The following is a 21,450-nucleotide window of genomic DNA, read 5'->3' as shown; positions in this document are numbered from 1 at the left end:
TCCTTACCAGTTTTGGTAAATTTTAGTAATTTGTGGAATATCTAAATGTTGTTTGCACATATCAGCTAAGCGCGTTAGTTGCTGTTCGCGATGTGTGTTTATATCTATATGCTGTTCTATACCACTGCTTGGTAACACCCAGTCTAGTATCAGCTGGCTTGCTGCACTGCTATCAAGCAAGCCATGTAAGTAAGTACCTGCTATGCTGTTATCACTAGATACAAAACCATCATGTGTCACACTTTGTGGGTGTGTGGTAAATTTTAGCAAAGGCTGTTCAAGTGCAGGGCCACGGCTTTGGCCAGCGTGAATTTCATACCCCGTTACTTGGGCTTCGCCGCCATTCAAATACATAACAGCCGATGCTTGCGTCAATACTTTTTCAACGCCTAATTGAGTTGTAAAGTCACACAGTGCTAGCCCTTTACAGTGCTGAGTGCTTGACTCCACTCCCGCAGGGTCGTAAATATCAGTGCCTAACATTTGTAAGCCGCCGCAAATACCCAGTACTTTACCGCCATAGCGAAGATGGCGCTTAATTTGCTCTTCCCAGCCTTCATTTTTTAAAAAGGCTAAATCACTGATGACATTTTTACTGCCAGGAATAATTATTAGATCAACATTGGGAATAGCCTGTGTGTGGCGCACGTAGTTTATATTTATTTGCGGGTTTAACCGCAGCGCATCAAAATCGGTATGGTTACTAATATGTGGCAACAATAACACCGCAATACTCACTTTGGCTTGCGTTACAGTGTTATCAATAGCAACCGCATCTTCTGCATCTAAGGCCAGATCATGCAGATAAGGTAATACGCCCAGCACGGGTTTGCCCGTGTACTCTTCGAGCCAATCAAGACCACCTTGTAGCAGTGCAATATCACCGCGAAAACGGTTGATCACAAAGCCTTTTACGCGTGCTTGCTCTGACTCACTGAGCAATGCCAAGGTACCCACTAAGTGAGCAAAAACGCCGCCTTTATCAATATCGGCAATAATAATAACAGGGCAGTCCACCGCTTCGGCATAACCCATATTGGCGATATCACCAGCACGAAGGTTTATTTCTGCGGGACTCCCCGCCCCTTCAACAACGAGCAGATCAAATTCTTTACTTAATCTTTTTTGTGAGGTGAGCACAGCATCCATCGCGACTTTTTTATAATCGTGATATGCGCCCGCTTCCATGTTGCTAATCGCTTTACCATGAATGATCACTTGGGCACCCGTATCACTATTAGGTTTAAGCAGTACCGGATTAAAATCGATTCTTGAAGCAACCTTTGCCGCGATTGCTTGTAACGCTTGTGCACGGCCTATTTCGCCGCCATCTTCAGTTACAGCGCTATTAAGCGCCATGTTTTGCGGCTTAAACGGTGCAACACTTACACCTTGCTCGGCAAACACTCGGCACAAAGCTGCAACCAATGTACTTTTACCGGCATCAGATGTGGTGCCTTGGATCATTATTGTTTTCATCATTGGCTACTTTTTAAAGTGAGCGGCAAGCCTGCCATTATAAATTCAACCCGAGCAACCTCTGCAGCTATTGCCTGATGCAACCAGCCTGACTCATCAACAAAGTCACGGCTTAATTGCCCAAGCGGGACAATGCCATGCCCCACTTCGTTACTGACAAAAATAACCTGCCCGGGAAGCGTGTTCAGCACTTCAAGCAATGCCTGTTTTTGCTGCGACCAGCAGTTATCATCCTGGCATAAACAATTACTAAGCCACAGTGTAAGGCAATCTACTAAAATGCAGTTATCAGCTTTGCTATGTGTTTTGATTGAATCGGCAAGCGCAATTGGCTCTTCAATGAGCTTCCAGTGTGCTGGGCGTTGCTGCTGATGACGATGAATACGCGCTTGCATTTCATTATCATGGCCTTGTGCAGTAGCAATGTATATTACGGGTTGCTGGCTGTTTGTTGCTAACTGCTCTGCAAAGCGGCTTTTGCCACTGCGGGCGCCACCAAGGATTAAGGTATGTTTAGGTTTCATTGAGCGGTACTCGTCATTATAGCAATGAGGGTTATATAAATACTCACCTCACTAAGTTGCTGCGCTGCCCCTAAGCAATCACCGGTATAACCGCCTAATTGGCGTTTAAACCAATGCATAACCATCAAACGTACGAATACTAAAATCAGGGTTATTATTACTAGTGCCTGCCAAGTGACAAGCTGAAAAATCAACGTAGCGGCAAATAACAACGCAGCTGTTAATAATAAAGTGACTAAGCTGATTTTAGATAAATGCATAGCCAATGGTTTTACTTTTGCGCTGGCATCTTCGCTGACATAATCCATGCTAAAAATGATACTGGTCGCAACGACACGGCTCAAGCATTGTCCTGCAATGATAGCAAATAACAACACACCAATCTTATCACTTAATATCACTAAGCTTTGATACTTCAGCACCAGTATAATAATGAGTGCCGCCGCGCCGTATGTACCTAAACGACTGTCTTTCATAATATTAAGCTTTTGCGATACCTGCCAGCCACCACCAAAACCATCCCATACATCAGCCCAGCCATCTTCATGAAATGCGCCTGTGATGAGTAAGCTAAGTGCCATTACTAACAGCACACACAATGAAGCAGGTAATATAAATTGCAGGCAATAAAACAACAAAGCATGTACTAAACCAAGCCCTAAGCCTACTAACGCAAAGTAGCGGCTGGCTTGATTTAAGTGCTGAGACGTTACCTCAAAACGAAGCTTTACCGGGATGCGGGTTAAAAAGCTAACCGCTAATTGGAGCAATTGCCATTGCGTGATACGTGCTTGGGTCATCGCTTACACCACATCATCTACAGCAGCGTCGGCAAAACTTGCCATTTTGTTATAAAAACCCAGTGCACTCTGTAGCAAGGGTAAGCTTAATGCAGCGCCGGTGCCCTCCCCTAAACGCAAATCTAGTTGCTGCAAAGGCCTAACCTTTAAATGGGCCAGCATTTTACTATGGCCTTGCTCATTTGAGCTATGCGTAAATATTAAATAGGCTTTTACATTGGGGTTAATTGCTATCGCGACTAAAGCCGCGGCAGTACAAATAAAACCATCAACCAGTACCGCCATTTGTTGCTCAGCAGCGCTGAGCATAGCCCCCACAATATGCACAATTTCAAAGCCACCCACTGCACCAAGTAATGTGACTGGGTTATCTAGCTGAGTCTTGTGTAAAAACAGTGCTTGCTCCACAACCTTTACTTTACGCGCAACCACCTCATCACTTACACCAGTCCCTTTACCCACGCATTCACTGGCAGGGAGTTCAAGCATAGCCGCCATAATAGCGGCTGAACTGGTGGTATTGCCTATGCCCATCTCACCCAAGGCGAGGGTATTACAACCTCTCTTTTTCAGCTCTAGTACAAGTTGTTTTGCATTACTCAAACCTTGCTGTACCTGCTCGATACTCAAAGCCCTTTGTTGATTCAATGGCTCGGTTATATCCCCCAGACGGCAATCACGAACACCCGCATCAGGTAGTTTAGTTAAAGTACCGCAATCAACCACTTCTAGCTGCCAGCCTAGCTGATTGCAAAACACATTAATTGCCGCGCCGCCCGCAGCAAAATTAGCGACCATTTGTGCAGTAACTTCACTAGGGGCAATAGACACACCTTGCGCTGCAACACCATGGTCGCCCGCAAACACGATTAATGTGGGCTGGTTTATCGCTGGTTGAAAAGCTAAAAAACCATTTTGCGTAGCAATGTTTTGACTAAAAATAGTTACCAATTGCTGTGCAAGTGGTTCAAGTAGACCCAGTGCGCCAAGCGGTTTAGTTTTTTGATTTATTTTATCGCTGATCAGCGTATCAAATTGCGTGTTGAGTGGTTTAATAGAATACATTATTGATACACCTTTTTACGAAAACACAATAAAGATAAAAAGAACACACTGCCGATAGCTGAGGTGATCACCCCGATTGGTAGTTCTTGGTTGCTCATCACAATACGCGAGAGTACATCTACCCAGACCATAAATGTACCGCCAACGAGTGCTGTCATCGCAAGGCCTGTTAAGGTTCCTTGAGATATAAAAAATCGTACTATGTGTGGGATCATTAAGCCTACAAAGCCAATTCCACCGCATAATGCGACTAGCACTGCAGTGATCAATGAACTTAACAGCAACATTAATAAGCGAAAGCGCTGCACAGGAATACCCAAGGTAGCGGCGCTTTCATCACCTAACAACATGGCATTGAGTTGACGCCTAAAACTCATTAATAAAACCATACAGCTGATGATGACTAAAGCTGGCAACCAAAGAGCTTGCCATTGCGCACGAGCAAAACTTCCCAACGTCCAAAATAAAATCGCGGTGATCGCTTGTGGATCGCTAAAATAAAGCAGCAGACTAGTAAACGCACTAAATAAAAATGACAATGCCACCCCAGCTAATAGCATAGTCTCTACTTGGCCTGAGCCTTTTCGTCCAGCGATAAATACTAGCAGCACCATGGTCAGCATACTGCCAACAAAGGCTGCTAACGACATTGAAAAACCTGCACTAATACCCGTAAACGTGATAAAGCAGACCACGCCGAAGGAAGCGCCTGATGAAATGCCAAACAAATAAGGATCCGCTAGCGGGTTGCGGGTTACAGTTTGTAAAATCAGCCCTGCAATAGCGAGTCCTGAGCCAGCTAGGAATGCTAATAAAGTACGTGGAAAACGTAACTGCCAAATGATTCGCTCCAGAAAGGAATCACTCCCTTGGCCAAACCACTGTCCAATTACACTGTAGTAAACATCAATAAACTTGCTGGGGGCTGCACCAAAGCTCAACGCTGCAAAAATACTGAGCATGCTTAACACGAGGGTTAGCAATAATGCTAGGTTATTTTTCAGTGGCATGATGCTCTCCTGATTGATAACCATAAAAATACGTTATATGCGGAATGGATTGCGCTTTACTTTGCGGATGCATAGTAATTTGCGCGCACACACCAAATACATCGCTGAGCATTTTCTCTGTTATAACCTGCTCAGGTGTGCCAGATGCCACTATTTCGCCGTGATCTATCACTAATAGCTCATCACACATGCTGGCCGCTAAATTTAAATCATGAAACGATGCCAACACAGTGACACCGAGTGATTTAGCTAATTCCATTAATTGAATTTGATATTTTACATCAAGGTGACTGGTTGGCTCATCCATGATCAAAAGCTGCGGCCTTTGCACTATGGCACGCGCTATTAAAGCTCGCTGTTTTTCACCACCAGAGAGCGAATCGAATGTTTGGTTAGCATGCTCTGTTAAACTTACTTGCTCAATCGCTTGGTGAATTAGCTGCTTATCTTTATTTGTAGTGCCACTAAAAAGGCGCTTATGCGGGGTTAACCCTAGACTCACTACATCATACAAAGATAAATTAAATTGCGAGGGGGTTTCTTGCAAAACTACTGCAACTCGCTTGGCAAAATCGTCAGCACTTAATTGCCAAATATCATGTGACCCAAGAAGCACTTGGCCACATGTTGGTTTATTAAACCGATAAAGACAACGCAATAAACTCGATTTACCTGCCCCATTTGGTCCAAGTAATCCTATAAATTTACCTTGATCGATGCTGATATTTATATTTTTTAAAATGGGTATATTAGCAACAGCCCAAGATAGTTTATTGACTGTAAGAAGTGGTATTGGTGTCTGCAATGTTAATCTCTGCTAGCATGCGCAAAACCCAATACAATAGACACACGCAAAATGCATGTGAAATAAGTGAGTTTACCCGCTCAATGAATCAAAAATATTAAACGCATTTAGTATCTGACTTATCACTAATGTGGCTTACAGTTGCGGGAACAGCTGAGGATTTTCACCTCATTCCTAAATACCCCCCTATTATGGGCGGGTGAGTTTATATTTCAATTAATATCTTTCTAGATGGCTAAAATCACACTAAAAAACAATTTTAGGCCAAGCTTCACCTTGTTCATCAATGAAAACATCAACACAAATCAGACCAGCATAAGGGATTGAAAACACATTTTGGCTAATAAGAGATTCACGCGGGAGCTGACAAACAAATGCTAATATTTGTTTAATAACGCCAGCGTGGGTTATTACTAAATGTGCACCTGGATTTTGTGTCGTTATTGTCGCTAACAATTGCTGCCACCACGTTTCAACTCGGTTATAAAACACGCTCATTGGCTCGCCATTAGGCGGAGTAATTTGCCAAGGGTTTTGCCAAAAGTCCCCAATTGTCGGTGAGCAGGCTTGCTGCCAAAGTGCTTCAAAGCTTTGCCCATCCCAATCACCAAAATCATACTCTGCAATTGTACTGTCTATATTGAGTGGGAGTTGGCGAGTATTTGCTAGCTGTTGAGCAAATAGTTTACAACGCTTCAAGGGAGAGCTTGTTACAGTGGTGATATCGCAAAGCCCAACAACTGCATCTTCTAACTGCTGAACCCCCTTTTTGCTCAACTCAAAGTCGCTACGCCCAGCTAATACATTTTGCTGCTCAAGCTCACCGTGACGTAAAAAATACACTTTAGTTGAAAAAGGCTGCATGGATTATCACTTTAAAAAGGACAAAAAAAGCGCCAATAGGCGCTTTTTATAAAATAATTTTGAGCTTATAAGATTTGGTTTTCTTTCCAAACCTGCTCTTTTGCCATGCGCTTTTTACGCTTGTCACATGGATCGTCACAATCGCAGGCTTTATCAATACCTACTGAGCCTAGACCACCACAGCTGCTAGCCATAGATTTTTTCTGCATTATCATGCCAATTGCCATTGCTGCGACAATTAATATTAGTAAACCAAAAGTAAGAAGAAAAAGTGACATTGCTTAGCCCCTGTTGTTCAGCAATAAAATAACGCTCAATCAATACTGAGCTGTGTGTATTATAAACCGCTTTGCGCTTGGCTACAAATAGGGTTTAAATGCTGGGCTCGAATAAGTCACTAAACCATCCTTCGATTTAGCTATTAGATAGACCGCTAAGTCATTCTTTTCTGCATAGGCTTGGGCTTTATTCATGCCCATAATAGTCAATGCAGTAGCAAGCCCATCAGCTGTCATCGCTGAGGGGTGCAATACAGTAACCGATACCAAATCATGTCGGGTTGGCATACCTGTGACAGGGTCAATTAAGTGGCTGTAAGTCACACCATCCATTTCATAAAAAATGCGGTAATCACCCGATGTAGCCATACCATTATTACCTGGCGCTAAAATACGGTGCACCTTTCGCGTACCCGGCTCGGCGTCAGGTTGCTCAATAGCGATACGCCATTCTTTAGCATTCGGCTTTTTACCAGAAATACGCAGCTCACCGCCTATTTCAACCATGTAATCAGTTATGCCGTGGCTTTCAAGTAGTTCTGCTACTTTATCAATACCATATCCTTTAGCTGTCGCGGAAAACGAAAGCTCTAAGCCATCGATAGTTTTTGCTAAACCCTGCTCAGTCAGTTTTAGTTTATCAACACCTATTTTAGCAACCATGCTAGCTAATGCTTCATCCGTTGGACGTTTGGTTGGTTTTTTATCAGGACCAAATCCCCATAAATCAATTAACGGACCCATGGTTACATCTAACGTTTTTGTTGATTCACCTAAACGAATAGACTCTGCTACAACCGCTCTAAAATCTGTGCTAATCGGCATAACTTGGCCTGCTGGTATGCGATTGAAGTTATTTATTTCTGAATCATTGATATAAGTCGACATAGATTGATTTACATCTTTGAGCAATTGATTAACTTCAGGGAGTAAATTAAGCGAGTCTAACTTATCTTGTTTTGCATATGCTTTGATGTGATAAGTCGTGCCCATGGTTCGGCCTTCAAGGTAGAGCTCTTTAGGCTCATCGCTTTGGCCACAACCTGATATGAATAGAGTGATAAAAATAAATAAAAAGGCAACAAATGCCTGCGGGTGAAATACTTTATTCATGGCAGCCTACTTAAAATTTGAAATAAAAAAGCCTCGTAACAATCATTGTTACGAGGCTGATATTCTAACCAAAACTAATGTGTTTTGGTATCAGTGTTAGCCACCGAAATCATCTAGTAAGATATTTTCGTCTTCAACACCTAAGTCTTTCAACATTGTGATAACAGCTGCGTTCATCATTGGAGGACCACACATGTAGAACTCACAATCTTCCGGCGCTTCGTGATCTTTAAGATAGTTCTCAAATAACACGTTATGGATGAAGCCAGTATAGCCTTCCCAGTTATCTTCAGGTTGTGGATCTGAAAGCGCTGTATGCCATACGAAGTTGTCGTTTTCAGCTGCTAGGCCGTCAAAGTCTTCTACGTAGAACATTTCACGTTTAGAACGTGCACCATACCAAAAGCTCATCTTACGCTTAGAGTTTAAGCGTTTAAGTTGGTCAAAGATATGTGAACGCATTGGCGCCATACCAGCACCACCACCTACGAATACCATTTCAGCGTCAGTATCTTTTGCAAAGAACTCACCAAATGGACCTGAGATAGTTACTTTATCACCTTGTTTTAGTGACCAAATGTACGATGACATTTTACCACAAGGTAAGCTTAAATCTCTTGGCGGTGGAGCAGCAATACGCACGTTAAGCATAATGATGCCCTCTTCTTCCGGATAGTTAGCCATTGAGTAAGCACGAATTGTTTCTTCGTCTACTTTTGACTCTAGGTTGAAGAAACCAAAATGATCCCAATCGCCACGGTACTCTTCTGGTACATCGAAATCAGCATATTTAACGTGATGCGCTGGGGCTTCAATCTGAATATAACCACCGGCACGGAACGGTACTGACTCGCCATCTGGAATTTGTAGCACAAGTTCTTTAATGAACGTTGCTTTGTTATCATTAGAGATAACTTCACAATCCCATTTTTTAACACCGAAAATTGACTCTTCAAGTTCAATTTCCATGTCAGTTTTAACATTTACCTGACACGCTAAGCGACAACCTTCACGGGCCTCGCCTTTAGAAATGTGATCAAGCTCTGTTGGTAAGATATCGCCGCCACCTTCTTTGATGTGTACACGACACTGACCACAAGAGCCACCGCCACCACATGCAGATGAAACGAAAATACCTGATTCAGATAGTGCACCTAATAGCTTACTACCTGCAGATGTTTTAATGGCTTTATCTGGATCGCCATTTACGCCGATAATGATATCACCGCTTGCAACTAGCTTAGATTTAGCACCAATGATGACTAAAACAAGTATTACAACGATAGCGATGAAAACACCAACGCCTAAGAAAATCTCATAACTCATGATTTATCCTCGCGACCTATTAAAGTGAAATACCAGAGAATGACATAAAGCCAAGACCCATCAAGCCAACTGTGATGAAGGTAATACCTAAACCACGAAGGCCGTCAGGCACGTCTGAGTACTTCATTTTCTCACGAATACCAGCAAGTAATGTTATTGCTAGCGCCCAACCTACACCAGAACCAATACCATAAACCACAGATTCACCGAAGTTATAGTTACGCTCTACCATGAAAGCTACCGCACCGAAGATTGCACAGTTAACTGTGATCAACGGTAAGAAGATACCTAAGGCGTTATAGAGTGCAGGGAAGAACTTATCCAATGCCATTTCTAAGATTTGCACCAATGCTGCGATAACACCGATGAAAGTTAAGAAACGTAAAAAGCTAAGATCTGCTTCTGGGTAACCAAGCCACTCAAGTGAGCCTGGTGCAAGAACCGCATGGTAAACCAAGTTATTAACTGGTACTGAAATACCCAATACCACGATAACTGCCACACCTAGGCCGATAGACGTTGTTACTTTCTTTGATACAGCAAGGAAAGTACACATACCTAGGAAGAAGGCTAAAGCTAAGTTTTCAATGAAAACCGCTTTTACGAATAAACTAATATAATGTTCCATTGTCTGCCCCTTATCCTTTCGCTTCTACTTGGTCTTTCTTATAAGTACGAAGTACCCAAATGAATAAACCAATGATGAAGAATGCGCTAGGTGGTAAAATCAATAGACCCATAGGTTGATACCAACCACCATCCTGTACAAGTGGGATGATGTCAGCGCCAAACAATGTACCTTTACCAAATAGTTCACGAATAAAGCCAACAGTCAGTAACACTACTGAATAACCTAAACCATTACCGATGCCATCAAGGAATGACATGATAGGTGGTGATTTCATTGCGTATGCTTCTGCACGACCCATTACGATACAGTTAGTAATAATTAGACCAACGAATACCGACAACTCTTTTGCCGTAGCATAAGAGAAGGCTTGTAACACTTGGTCAACAACGATTACCAATGATGCGATGATAGTCATTTGCACGATAATACGCACAGATGATGGGATCTGGTTACGGATCATAGAGATGAATAAGCTTGAAAACGCCGTAACCAATGTCAATGCGATTGACATGATTAATGCATTTTTTAAGCTCGACGTAACTGCAAGCGCAGAACAAACACCAAGTACTTGTAGCGCGATTGGGTTATTTGCGAATACCGGGCCGAATAGGACCGACTTCATTTCTTTAGTATCAGCCATTATTTCAACGCTCCTTCACGTACTTTCGCAAGGAAAGGGCCAAAGCCGTTTTCGCCAGTCCAAAAGTCAACTGTGTATTCAACACCGTTAGACGTCAAAGTAGCACCCGATAGACCATCAATTTGATGCTCATTGGTTGCGCCGCTTTTCACAATGTTGATTGGTAACTCTTTACCTTGCCATTGAGCAGTCCACTGAGGGTTTTGGATTTCACCACCTAGACCCGGAGTTTCATTATGCTTGAAAAAGTTAATGTTCTTAACTGTTTCACCATCATTCTCTAGCGCTAAGAAACCATACATTACACCCCAAAGGCCGTAACCTTGAATTGGTAAAATGATAGCATCGGTAGTACCGTCTGCTTTTTTCGAGATGTAAACAGGAGAATTCTTAGTCATACGCTGGATACCCGCGATGTCTTTGATGCCCTCTTCTTTCAACGCAAAGCTTCTAGCTTGGTCAAATTTTGTTTTCTCAAAATCAAAAGTAGTTGGATCAGCACCTTCAACAAATTCACCCGTATCCATGTCTACAACACGCGCTTCAATTTTAGCGTTAAATGTTTCAGACACACTACCTGCGTTTTCAATTTCTGCTGCTGCCAAGATATTCTTTTGAATATCTTGTGTTTTGTTAGCTTGCTGTAAAGGGCGAAGCTGAACTGAAGCAAACGATACGATGATTGCACACACTAAACATAGTGCTACAACAACGGTTAGCGTTTTGCCGATTGATTCGTTATTACTAGACATTACGTGCCAACCTCCGCTTGATATTAGCTTGCACTACAAAGTGATCGAATAATGGAGCAAATAAGTTAGCAAACAAGATTGCTAGCATCATGCCTTCAGGGAAAGCAGGGTTTACTACACGAATCATTACTACCATCACACCAATCAGTGCGCCATATGCGAATTTTGCTTTGTCTGTAAATGCCGCAGACACAGGGTCTGTCGCCATAAAGAACATACCAAAGGCAAAACCACCCAACACTAAGTGCCAATGCCAAGGCATTGCAAATACAGGGTTAGTATTTGAACCAATTGCATTTAATAAGAATGCAGTTGCAACCATACCTAGGAATACACCTAGCACGATGCGCCATGAAGCAATTCGAACGTAGATTAAGAACAAGCCACCGATCATCACTGCAAGGGTAGATGTTTCACCTACTGAACCTTGAATGAAACCGTAAAACGCATCCCACCAAAGAGCCATGTTGCTGTAATCAAGAGAACCAACAAACGCTTGACCTAGCATAGTTGCACCAGAGAACGAGTCGACTGCTGTCCATACTGTGTCACCTGAAATTTGTGCAGGGTATGCGAAGAATAAAAACGCACGACCAGCAAGCGCAGGGTTTAGGAAGTTACGGCCAGTACCACCAAAGATTTCTTTAGCGATTACAACACCGAACGTGATACCCAACGCAACTTGCCACAATGGAATAGTTGCAGGAAGAATAAGTGCAAACAATACTGAGGTTACGAAGAAACCTTCGTTAACTTCATGCTTACGCACTGAAGCGAACAACACTTCCCAAAAACCACCCACGGCAAATGTCACTGCGTATATAGGCAAGAAGAAACATGCCCCGTAGAACATCTTAGCGCCCCAGCCAGATTCAGCGGTTAACGTACCACCAAACATCTGGAACAGACCAACTTGCCAAGAATTTGCTAGTTCAAAACCTTGCGCTAATGCACCGGCGGCCTGATGACCGATATTGAACATACCAAAAAACATCGCTGGGAATGTTGCCATCCACACTAAAATCATCATGCGTTTTAGGTCGATGTTATCGCGTACGTGTGTCGCGCCTTTATTTACATAACCAGGTGTGTAAAAAATAGTTGCTGCTGCTTCATACAGGGCATACCACTTTTCATGTTTACCACCGGCTTCAAAATGCGGCTCGATATCTTCAAGAAATTTCTTTAAACCCATCTCTCTAGCCCTCTTTCTCGATTGTAGTCAAGCAATCGCGTAGGATTGAACCATACTCGTATTTACCTGGACAAACGAAGGTACATAACGCTAAATCTTCTTCATCAAGCTCAAGTGCACCTAATGTGATTGCACCGTCTAAATCACGAGAAATTAGATCACGTAATAAAGGCGTTGGAAGAATATCTAACGGCATAACACGCTCATAGTTACCCATTGGCACCATGGCACGCTTTGAACCACCTGTAGACGTAGTCATTTTAAATAAACGACTTGGTGTAAGGTGAGACAAGAAAGTGCGTGTTACAGAGAATTTATCACTACCTGGGCGAATCCAACCAAACAGTTCTTTTTCGCGACCTTCAAGTAAAACAGATACTTGAACATGGTAACGACCTAAAAACGCTTGAGGACCGGCAGAAGTAGAACCAGATAAAACAGAACCAGAGATAACACGGTTATCGCCGTCTTCTAATTCACCCGCTACTAAATCGTCCAGCGAAGCACCTAGTTGAGTTTTCACTAAACGAGGGTTCTTAACGCGAGGACCCGCTAGAGAAATAACACGGTCTGTGCTGATTTCACCAGTAAGGAATAGGTGACCATACGCAATAACGTCTTGGTAACCGATATGCCAAACTTGTTTGCTGGCAGAAACAGCGTCTAAGTGATGGATATGTGTGCCAACAAGGCCAGCCGGATGTACGCCACCAAACTCATGTACTTCTACTTGAGCAATTGATGAACTAGGCACTTGGCTACCTGCTTGTTTACAAACAAATACTTTCCCGTCAGTCAAACGAGATACCACAGCAAGACCCGCTTCAAATGCTTGCGCATTCTCGGCAATTATAACCGCAGGATCTGCAGCTAAAGGGTTTGTGTCGATAGCCGTCACAAAAATAGAGCTAGGATTTGCATCCACAGCAGCTACTTTGCTGAATGGGCGGACACGAAGTGCCGTCCACTGACCTGACTGGATAAGTACTTCTTTGGCTTTCTCACGGTCGATGCTAGGAAGATCATCGGCCTTGAAAGAGTCAAAGGTGATTTGCTCACTGCCGTTTATTTCAATAACAACAGATTGCAGCACACGTTTTGCACCACGATTAATTTCTTTTACTGTACCAGCAGCTGGGGCAGTAAATAATACGCCTGGGTTCTTTTTATCTTCAAAAAGTACCTGGCCTTTTTTGACTTGGTCATCCACACGAACATGCATGGTTGGACGCATACCAATAAACTCTTCACCTAGCACAGCTACACGTTTGACGGCAGAGCCATCATGAATAACTTGCTGAGGTGCGCCCTCTATGGGTAAGTCCAGACCTTTTTTTATGTTGATCATACGCACTTGCACTACATTAACGGAAAGAAACTGAAAAATCGTACCAACCACGTCGCCATTTTGATTACCAAGCAAATTCAAGATATCAAAGAACTGCCTGTTTAAGATACAAAACAAGCAACGCAGTAAAACTCCTCACATATATTGCCCGAATTTTAACATCAATCAGGGTCACTATGCGAGTGGAAATATGAAATTTATACGACAGGAGCAGTAATTTAGCTCAATAGTCACATTTGAATAAAATTCAATATAGACCAAAGTGCAATTGCTCGCGAGTGAGGATGAGAATTAAACGGTAAATCGCTGTAAATAAACCTAACAATAAAATACAGGCATTAAAAAAGTCGCCGTAGCGACTTTTTTAATTAACGAACAGATTAGTCAATCATGTTCGTTATATGTGCAACAGACTCTACATCTTGGTCGTAATCAACGCTGTCGATACCAAACCCAAATAAGCGTAAGAACTCATTATGGTAACCAACATAATCTGTTAACTCATCGATTGTTTCTGTGGTTACACTGTCCCACACTGTTTGAATGCGTGCTTGAACATCATCTTCCAACTCTTTGTAGTTTTGGAATAAATGCCCACCATCATCAAAGCGTGGTGAATCACCATATAGATTCTCAGTAAATAAAGCGTGAATCTGCTCAATCGTACCTTCATAGGTGCCATCTGCTTTCATCACTTTAAATAATGCTGAAATATAAAGTGGCATAATTGGGATTGCAGAGCTTGCTTGGGTAACAACCGCATTAAGTGAAGAGACATACGCTTCACCGTTTAATGCTTTGGTAGACTCTTTAATAGCCACGGTTGCACGATCTAAGTCTTCTTTTGCTTTACCAATTGTGGCGTGACCGTAAATTGGCCATGTTAGCTCTTTACCAATGTAGGTATAAGCACTGGTCTTGAAATTATCAGCTAGTACGTCGGCTTCTTTAAGTGCATCAATCCACATTTCCCAATCTTCACCGCCCATCACTTTGATGGTGTTATCGATATCATCTTGGTTTGCCGCTTCGACTGTAATCTCGTCAATTTCACGCTTTGACGTATTAAGGTTTTTAGTTGTTACTGCATCGCCAATTGGTTTAAGCGTAGAAGAGTAAGTTTCACCGGTATTTGGATCTGTACGACGAGGTGAAGCAAGGCTGTATATTACTAAATCAACTTTACCTAAGTCCGCTTTAATTGTATCAATCGCTTTTTGCTTTATTTCGTTTGAGAACGCATCGCCATTAATATTTTTAGACCAAAGACCCGCTTCGTCCGCCGCATTTTGAAATGCAGCTGTGTTGTACCAACCTGCAGAACCCGTCTTGCGCTCAGTACCTTCTTTTTCAAAGAAAATACCGAGGGTTTTGGCACCACCGCCAAACGCAGCTGTAATGCGTGACGCTAGACCATAGCCTGTAGACGCACCTATAACTAATACATTTTTAGGTGCATTTTTTAATGCTCCTTGTTGTTTTACATAGTTAATTTGTTCTTGTACATGCTCTGCACAGCCAACAGGGTGGGCGTTTGTACAGATAAATCCGCGAATTTTAGGCTTAATGACCATTGATCATCCTATATCTATCTCAATAAAAATTAGCGCTAGTTTAAAGGCTAATTGTAAAAACACAGGTCTGATCAGTAACATTAACTGTCAAACCTGACCATTAATCTAATTTAGAACCACCTAAACAACTTGGCGAGTCAGCAATCTGACCACTTTGCTCACTGAATTCTTCGGGTGTAAATGTGTGAATTGCTAATGCATGAATGTGATTTGCTAATTCATCTTTTAACACTTCATTAATTTTTCGATGTCGCTGCAATAAGCGCATTGCGCTAAACTCTTCACTAACAACAATCACTTTAAAGTGTGAATCTTCACCACGGCTGTGCATATGGCTTTCATTGACTACATTGAGGTGCTTACAAGCTATTGCATCTGCGATTTTGCTTTGTATTTGTTCTTGCATTGACATAAAGGACCCACTCATAACTAATTTATCTCTCTACTATATCAAGTTGTAAAGCGCCTTGGCTAACGAAATTACAGTTAACGAGTTTGCTTTATATATCTAAAAGTTAAACTTATACGGGGATGAATTAATGTCGTTTTTTTAGCAATTGCATGTTGGTAATCACGCTGACTATCACCATGCATAACTAAACAACTACCACTGTGTAATTTTATTTCACTCACTTTATTACTCGCTTTATTTTTTATTTTTAACGCTCGCTCTGCGCCAAGAGAAATACATACTATGGTGGGTTGTGCGCCAAGCTCAATTTCATCATCACTGTGCCACCCCATCGTGTCATAGCCATCACGATAGTAATTAATCAATAAAGAGTTAAAAGGCTGCTGTAAATGGCGCTCTAATCGTTTTCGCATAGCCAATAGCATATCTGGCCACGGCTCTACCGTTAATTTGCTCTGCGAATATCCATATTCAATATTACTATCACTAATAAAGCATTGTAGCCTTGGAATAGGCCCCGTCTTTCCATAAACCGTCGTTACTGGCTGTTGCCATGGTAGGTTTTGCTGTAAATAATAAAATAAATCGAGACTTTTTTGTCCACTGAGGGCACTTCTTTGATAAGAAAAGCCATTTGGTAGCTGTTGGGGGTTGGCGTTTGGCCGTTGCATGTTAGAATTTACCTATCATTTGATTCTGATCACTTAACTATTATGACAACGCAAGCACAGCTCGGCGAAACAACCTTTACTCTAGAACGTTTTCCTTTAGATCAAAAAAACCGTAGCCTTCAAGCTTGGGATTCAGCTGACGAATACCTTATTGACTATGTTACTGAACATTATCCTAGTTGTCGCTCTTTACTAATTTTTAATGATAGCTTTGGTGCTTTATCGTGTTACTTTTCTAAACAAGGGTTAACAGCTTGTTCAGTTAATGACTCTTACATTAGTCATCAAGCTGCTGCATACAATTTAGCTGAAAACAAAGTCTCGACCCATTCATTTAGTCAGCTCGATAGCTTATCAGCATTGCCTGATGACATTGATTTAGTTATTTTAAAAGTACCCCGCACGCTTGGTTTTCTGCAATACCAACTTTCAGAGTTAAGTGAAGTACTTAAGCCAGGAACGCCTGTCATCGCAGCGGGTAAAACCAAAGATATTCATAATTCGACGATTAAAGCCTTTGAGCAATATATTGGCGAAACGAAAACCAGCTTAGCAGTAAAAAAATCTCGTTTAATAATCAGCAGTGCTCAGGGTGGATACAAAGCGGCAGACTTTCCCGTTAATTGGCCGCTGGAAGGCACTGACTATACAATTAGTAATCATGCAAATGTGTTTTCTCGAGACTCTTTAGATATTGGTGCAAGGTTCTTTTTTAACTATTTACCTCAAACTACTAAAACAAAAAAAATTATTGATCTAGGCTGTGGTAATGGTGTTGTTGGTTTAATGACCTTATCGCGCTGTCCCAATGCTGAAATGACATTTATTGACGAGTCATACATGGCGGTTGAGTCAGCACGACTAAATATTGAGCTCAATATGGAAGATAAATTTGAGCAATGTTCATTTATCGAAAATGATTGTTTAACTGGTTTTAAGCGTGAAAGTGTTGATGTAGTTTTATGTAATCCGCCTTTTCACCAAGCACAAGCCGTCACAGACCATATTGCATGGCAGATGTTTAAACAAGCTAAAGACACCTTAAAGAATGGTGGAGAATTACGTATTATTGGAAACCGTCATTTAGACTATCATGACAAACTAAAGCGCATGTTTGGCAATTGCCAGTTACTTGGCTCAAATAAAAAGTTTGTTGTTTTAAGTGCAACTAAAAATAATGGGATGCTATAACGATGAAAAACTACCTATTACCTTGCTGTATTTTATTAGCCCTTGGCGGATGTAGTAGCCAACCTAATCAATTGATTCTCAACCCTTCATACCAAGGTGGAAAAATAAGCTCAATTAGCCAAAGCTTGAACACCAGTGTAATCGACTTAAGGGGCGACAGCGCCACACTTAAATTAATAAACGACGATAAAACACAAACAATTGCGAGCCAAGGCTTAACAGAATCAATAAAAAGTGTGATCGATAGTGCGTTAAGTCGAAACGGCGCCAGTATATCTAATCTAGCAACGACACGATTTGAGGTTGATATTCACACACTTCAGGCCGTAGTTATTGAAAAAATGCTAACTCACACCAGTGACGCAAAAATCGAGTTGGGTCTGCGCGTCATTAAAAGTACCAGCAACTTTAGTAAAACGTACCGTGGCAATGCCAGTCTAGAAGCGCCGCTTGGTCACGACAGAGCAAAAATTGAAGGTCAACTCAATAAGTTGACTGAGCAGTTAATAACACGCATGGTATCAGATCCAGAATTGTTAGCATTTTTAGAAGGTTAAATATGAAACGTATTTTTTTATTTTTTGCATTATTATTTATTAGCCAAAACATAACCGCTGCAACTGAAGGGCGTTTTGTACAAAAAAACAATATGTTCCCACGAGTGGAAATCAGTACAACAATGGGTAAGATCATCGTTGAAATGGATCGCTCTAAAGCCCCTATTACGGTCAATAACTTTTTAACGTATGTAATGGATGGCAGCTACAATGGTACCGTATTTCACCGTGTTGAACGCGATATTGAAAACGAGCGTGACTTTGTAATACAAGGCGGAGGTTACGACAAAGAATACGATGGCGTTTACGAAGGCGATCCTATATTTAACGAAAGTGGCAATGGCTCAAAAAATGATATGTATAGTATTGCTATGGCCTATCAAGACCGTCAACCACACTCGGGTACTCGCCAGTTCTTTTTTAATATGGATGATAATGACCACCTTAACCCAGGCCGTGAATGGGGCTTTGCGGTATTTGGGATGGTAATGGACGGATATGAAACCTTAGATAAAATCATGCAGGTAGAGACTGGGTTTAACGAAAAGATTGGGTACGATTTTGTGCCTAAAACCCCCGTTGTAATTTTAAATATGGCAGTATTAGAACCGACTCCGTTATAGTATTTATGGGGGCTTAAAAATAAAGCCCCTCGTATCCCTCTTTGCCAATGAAGGCGCTATGAAAAACAACTTATCAATTACTGAATATTTTTCTTACTTTAAAGACAAACGCTTAATTAACGTTTTCATATTTGGTATGAGCAGTGGTTTTCCATGGGTATTGATTGGCTCAGTTATGTCTGCGTGGCTAAAAGACGAAGGTTTGAGCCGCAGTATGATTGGCCTATTTGGCATCGTATTTGGTGCTTACAGCATCAACTTTTTATGGTCTCCTTTAGTTGATCGCATCAAATTGCCCTTGTTGTATAAATGGCTTGGCCAGCGCCGTAGCTGGATACTCTTTTGCCAAAGCTTTATCTTATTGGGTGTGCTTTTACTAGCCGGTTTAGATATAACAGCACATTTAGCCATCGCTGCTGCATTATGCTTATTAATTGCTATTGCATCAGCCACGCAAGATATTGCCATCGATGCGTTTAGGATTGATACTCTCGAGGAGAACGAAAGCCATAAAGCCACAGCTGCTGCTGCAATGGCGACTTCGGGTTGGTGGAGCGGTTATGCATTACTGGGCGCTATTCCTTTTTATATGGCGGATATTCCCAGCGTTGGTTGGCCACAAGTTTATTATTTTCTAGCGGGTTTGATGCTACTACTAATGAGTTGTGTTTTTTGGGCAAAAGAGCCGGTTTCAAATCGTGAAGCTGTCCACGAAGAGTTAGAGCGTATCTATCAAGCAAAGCTTGCTAGCAATGCCACTGACTCACAATCAGCAAAAGTCGTTGCTTGGCTAGCTGTAACTGTTTTAGACCCTTTTAAGACGTTCTTCGCGCGAAACGGCGTAAAAACAGCTTTAGCGCTGCTTGCCTTTATATTCCTATTTAAAATTGGTGAAGCTTTCTTAGCACGTATGTCGATTGTATTTTATAAAGAGGTCGGCTTCTCAAATACTCAAATTGCCAATTACTCAAAACTAGGCACAGGGCTAATCACCATAATATTCGCATTTTTAGGGAGTATATTTAATCACAAGTACGGTATTGTTAAAGGTTTGTTTATTAGTGGCGTAGCAATGGCTGCATCCAACTTAATGTTCTCATGGATAGCTCTTGCAGGTCCCAAGGAGCATTTGTATGCGATGGCAATTGTGGTAGATGGTTTTACACAAGCATGGTCTTTAGTTGCTATGGTTGCGTTTATTTCTATGTTGTGTGATCGTGCATTTAGCGCTACACATTATGCATTATTAGCCTCATTGGGTAATTTAGGACGAACTCTACTTTCAAGTTACAGTGGGGTGGTGATAGATGACTGGCTAGGTGGGAACTGGTCTTTATTCTTTATTCTAACTGCGTTAATGGTACTACCGTCCTTGATATTTTTATATGTCATTAGGCATAAGCTTTATGAGCTTGAAAATAGCTATCACAATAATAAGTAAAGTGTGAAAGCGCTTCCTTGCACTAGCAAAAAAAATGATTAACGGATTAATCTTCTTTTAACAAGCCTAGACCTTCATACGGGTCTACTTCTAATGCATCGCAATAGCGTAAAAACTCAATCACATCTAAACGACGTTCTTGATTTTCAATTTTACCAATAAAAGAATGCGGTGTACCTAATACCTGTGCAAGGCTACGCATTGTATGGCCTTTCTCATGACGTTTTACTTTAAGCCACTTGGTCAATTTTGAGTTTTCTTCAGAAGAAACTGTTTTACCCATCATAAAAAACATCTCCTACTAGATGATTTAGAGTTAAATTAAAATAAGAATGAAATTTTGCCCGTCTCACTCTTGGATACATTATATACTATATAAAAGCATGTGAAATAAAAAACTTTGAGCACACCTAAAAGGTAAACTAAAAGTTAACGAATGAAAATAGCTATTGTTAATAGAACAACAAATAAAATATTAAATTATTTGAATACCCCTAATGTATCAAATAATTTATTTTTTTAAACTCACTTTGCGATGAATTTTTTTTAAATTAAAAATCAATAAGTTAAAATTGAAAAAGAACACGTTTCAACCAATTGAGGGAATTATGTTTAGATTACTCTTTTTATTACCTGTCATACTTTGCATTATTTGGTACTTTTTTCTTAAGCAAAATGGCGTCCCTATTAAACAAGGTAAAAAAGGCTTTATATACATTTTAGCGTTTTCAGCCCTTGTCTTAGGCTTTTTTATTCTAATGATTCAAGTCACACAAAATTAGAAATGGGGGTTTTTAATACTAAAAGGTGCTTTTTCACACAATAAAATAAGCAGGCAAAGAGCTTAGAGTCTTTAGGTTAACTATTCAAAATGAGCATTTCGTTTGGGTTTATGCCCCTTTAGACTCTAATACTATTAATTTAAATTTTTAAAGATTTGGTGCAATGCTGAATATATAAACAATTGTTAGGACTTTTTTCATTCGTCCTCTATTTGTATTAATCGCTTTAGGTAAATACATCGTTTTAAATTTTGACTAACACTATATTGTTATTCACAACAATTTACAGCTCAACATCCCCCAATGAACATACATTTACGCAAAACAACGCTAGTTAACCTGAACTCTAGATAATAAATCTATCTCCAG

The 21,450-nt window shown here is 41.1% G+C and carries 23 protein-coding genes and 1 riboswitch; of the genes, 4 read left to right on the top strand and 19 right to left on the bottom strand.

Annotated features, from left to right (window positions below; translation table 11 throughout):
* Positions 1 to 3 precede the first annotated feature (3 nt).
* The 18 genes from C7Y70_RS01680 to C7Y70_RS01595 all read right to left on the bottom strand — a co-directional run bounded on the left by C7Y70_RS01680 (position 4) and on the right by C7Y70_RS01595 (position 16,487).
* Entirely contained in the window at positions 4 to 1,479 is a 1,476-nt protein-coding gene (locus C7Y70_RS01680; RefSeq protein ID WP_135473231.1) for a cobyric acid synthase, read from the bottom strand.
* A complete protein-coding gene (gene cobU, locus C7Y70_RS01675) occupies positions 1,479 to 2,003 on the bottom strand; it encodes a bifunctional adenosylcobinamide kinase/adenosylcobinamide-phosphate guanylyltransferase (protein WP_135473149.1) in 525 nt (174 codons plus the stop codon). Before cobU ends, C7Y70_RS01680 begins: the two co-directional genes overlap by 1 nt.
* Positions 2,000 to 2,803: an adenosylcobinamide-GDP ribazoletransferase gene (locus C7Y70_RS01670; protein WP_135473148.1), complete on the bottom strand. Its 804-nt coding sequence runs from the start codon at positions 2,801 to 2,803 to the stop codon at positions 2,000 to 2,002. Before C7Y70_RS01670 ends, cobU begins: the two co-directional genes overlap by 4 nt.
* Positions 2,804 to 2,806: 3 nt before the next feature.
* The gene (gene cobT, locus C7Y70_RS01665; protein WP_135473147.1) at positions 2,807 to 3,868 is read right to left on the bottom strand and encodes a nicotinate-nucleotide--dimethylbenzimidazole phosphoribosyltransferase; all 1,062 of its coding nucleotides are present in this window, start codon (positions 3,866 to 3,868) and stop codon (positions 2,807 to 2,809) included.
* A complete protein-coding gene (locus tag C7Y70_RS01660; RefSeq protein ID WP_210114649.1) occupies positions 3,868 to 4,878 on the bottom strand; it encodes an iron ABC transporter permease in 1,011 nt (336 codons plus the stop codon). The genes cobT and C7Y70_RS01660 overlap by 1 nt, the downstream gene beginning before the upstream one ends.
* Positions 4,862 to 5,683 (bottom strand): ABC transporter ATP-binding protein, encoded by an 822-nt coding sequence (locus tag C7Y70_RS01655; protein ID WP_135473145.1) that lies wholly within the window; start codon positions 5,681 to 5,683, stop codon positions 4,862 to 4,864. The genes C7Y70_RS01660 and C7Y70_RS01655 overlap by 17 nt, the downstream gene beginning before the upstream one ends.
* Positions 5,684 to 5,770: 87 nt before the next feature.
* A riboswitch (cobalamin riboswitch) is annotated at positions 5,771 to 5,902 on the bottom strand.
* A 27-nt stretch (positions 5,903 to 5,929) separates the two neighbouring features.
* Complete coding sequence (locus tag C7Y70_RS01650; RefSeq protein WP_135473144.1) at positions 5,930 to 6,547, bottom strand: histidine phosphatase family protein; 618 nt, start codon at positions 6,545 to 6,547, stop codon at positions 5,930 to 5,932.
* 65 nt (positions 6,548 to 6,612) lie between these two features.
* Positions 6,613 to 6,825, bottom strand: coding sequence for a (Na+)-NQR maturation NqrM (gene nqrM / locus C7Y70_RS01645; RefSeq protein ID WP_135473143.1), 213 nt, complete (start codon positions 6,823 to 6,825; stop codon positions 6,613 to 6,615).
* An 81-nt stretch (positions 6,826 to 6,906) separates the two neighbouring features.
* Positions 6,907 to 7,938: an FAD:protein FMN transferase gene (locus C7Y70_RS01640; protein WP_135473142.1), complete on the bottom strand. Its 1,032-nt coding sequence runs from the start codon at positions 7,936 to 7,938 to the stop codon at positions 6,907 to 6,909.
* Positions 7,939 to 8,034: 96 nt separating this feature from the next.
* Positions 8,035 to 9,264, bottom strand: a complete 1,230-nt coding sequence (nqrF, locus tag C7Y70_RS01635) for an NADH:ubiquinone reductase (Na(+)-transporting) subunit F (protein WP_099294879.1) — start codon at positions 9,262 to 9,264, stop codon at positions 8,035 to 8,037.
* 19 nt (positions 9,265 to 9,283) lie between these two features.
* On the bottom strand, positions 9,284 to 9,892 hold the full coding sequence (nqrE, locus tag C7Y70_RS01630) for an NADH:ubiquinone reductase (Na(+)-transporting) subunit E (protein WP_058560140.1): 609 nt from the start codon (positions 9,890 to 9,892) through the stop codon (positions 9,284 to 9,286).
* A gap of 10 nt (positions 9,893 to 9,902) precedes the next feature.
* Entirely contained in the window at positions 9,903 to 10,535 is a 633-nt protein-coding gene (locus C7Y70_RS01625; RefSeq protein WP_099294880.1) for an NADH:ubiquinone reductase (Na(+)-transporting) subunit D, read from the bottom strand.
* Complete coding sequence (locus tag C7Y70_RS01620) at positions 10,535 to 11,287, bottom strand: Na(+)-translocating NADH-quinone reductase subunit C (protein ID WP_135473141.1); 753 nt, start codon at positions 11,285 to 11,287, stop codon at positions 10,535 to 10,537. The genes C7Y70_RS01625 and C7Y70_RS01620 overlap by 1 nt, the downstream gene beginning before the upstream one ends.
* Entirely contained in the window at positions 11,280 to 12,482 is a 1,203-nt protein-coding gene (locus tag C7Y70_RS01615; RefSeq protein WP_099294882.1) for an NADH:ubiquinone reductase (Na(+)-transporting) subunit B, read from the bottom strand. Before C7Y70_RS01615 ends, C7Y70_RS01620 begins: the two co-directional genes overlap by 8 nt.
* Before the next feature lie 4 nt (positions 12,483 to 12,486).
* Positions 12,487 to 13,830, bottom strand: a complete 1,344-nt coding sequence (locus tag C7Y70_RS01610) for a Na(+)-translocating NADH-quinone reductase subunit A (RefSeq protein ID WP_099295067.1) — start codon at positions 13,828 to 13,830, stop codon at positions 12,487 to 12,489.
* Positions 13,831 to 14,210: 380 nt separating this feature from the next.
* Positions 14,211 to 15,404 carry an enoyl-ACP reductase FabV gene (gene fabV / locus C7Y70_RS01605; RefSeq protein ID WP_099294883.1) on the bottom strand — a complete coding sequence of 398 codons (1,194 nt, stop codon included), beginning with the start codon at positions 15,402 to 15,404 and terminating at the stop codon, positions 14,211 to 14,213.
* 100 nt (positions 15,405 to 15,504) lie between these two features.
* Positions 15,505 to 15,816, bottom strand: a complete 312-nt coding sequence (locus C7Y70_RS01600; protein WP_099294884.1) for a BolA family protein — start codon at positions 15,814 to 15,816, stop codon at positions 15,505 to 15,507.
* A gap of 74 nt (positions 15,817 to 15,890) precedes the next feature.
* Positions 15,891 to 16,487 (bottom strand): alpha-ketoglutarate-dependent dioxygenase AlkB, encoded by a 597-nt coding sequence (locus tag C7Y70_RS01595; RefSeq protein WP_135473140.1) that lies wholly within the window; start codon positions 16,485 to 16,487, stop codon positions 15,891 to 15,893.
* Positions 16,488 to 16,529: 42 nt separating this feature from the next.
* On the opposite strand from C7Y70_RS01595, the gene C7Y70_RS01590 reads away from it, so the two are divergent.
* From C7Y70_RS01590 to C7Y70_RS01575, 4 genes are read left to right on the top strand one after another with little or no spacing between them, the layout of a single operon-like run.
* A complete protein-coding gene (locus C7Y70_RS01590) occupies positions 16,530 to 17,678 on the top strand; it encodes a methyltransferase (protein ID WP_135473230.1) in 1,149 nt (382 codons plus the stop codon).
* 2 nt (positions 17,679 to 17,680) lie between these two features.
* Complete coding sequence (locus C7Y70_RS01585; RefSeq protein WP_099294886.1) at positions 17,681 to 18,235, top strand: YajG family lipoprotein; 555 nt, start codon at positions 17,681 to 17,683, stop codon at positions 18,233 to 18,235.
* 2 nt (positions 18,236 to 18,237) lie between these two features.
* On the top strand, positions 18,238 to 18,858 hold the full coding sequence (locus C7Y70_RS01580; protein WP_099294887.1) for a peptidylprolyl isomerase: 621 nt from the start codon (positions 18,238 to 18,240) through the stop codon (positions 18,856 to 18,858).
* Positions 18,859 to 18,916: 58 nt separating this feature from the next.
* Positions 18,917 to 20,299, top strand: coding sequence for an MFS transporter (locus tag C7Y70_RS01575; protein ID WP_135473139.1), 1,383 nt, complete (start codon positions 18,917 to 18,919; stop codon positions 20,297 to 20,299).
* Between the two features lie 46 nt (positions 20,300 to 20,345).
* Here the strand turns inward: C7Y70_RS01575 and C7Y70_RS01570 are convergent, their stop codons facing one another.
* Positions 20,346 to 20,585 carry a helix-turn-helix transcriptional regulator gene (locus C7Y70_RS01570; protein WP_058560149.1) on the bottom strand — a complete coding sequence of 80 codons (240 nt, stop codon included), beginning with the start codon at positions 20,583 to 20,585 and terminating at the stop codon, positions 20,346 to 20,348.
* Positions 20,586 to 21,450: the final 865 nt, after the last annotated feature.

The sequence above is a fragment of the Pseudoalteromonas sp. KS88 genome, assembly GCF_004766475.1.
GTDB lineage: Bacteria > Pseudomonadota > Gammaproteobacteria > Enterobacterales > Alteromonadaceae > Pseudoalteromonas.
Note: the sequence above shows the minus strand (reverse complement) of the source record. Positions and strands in the feature narration are given on the sequence as shown.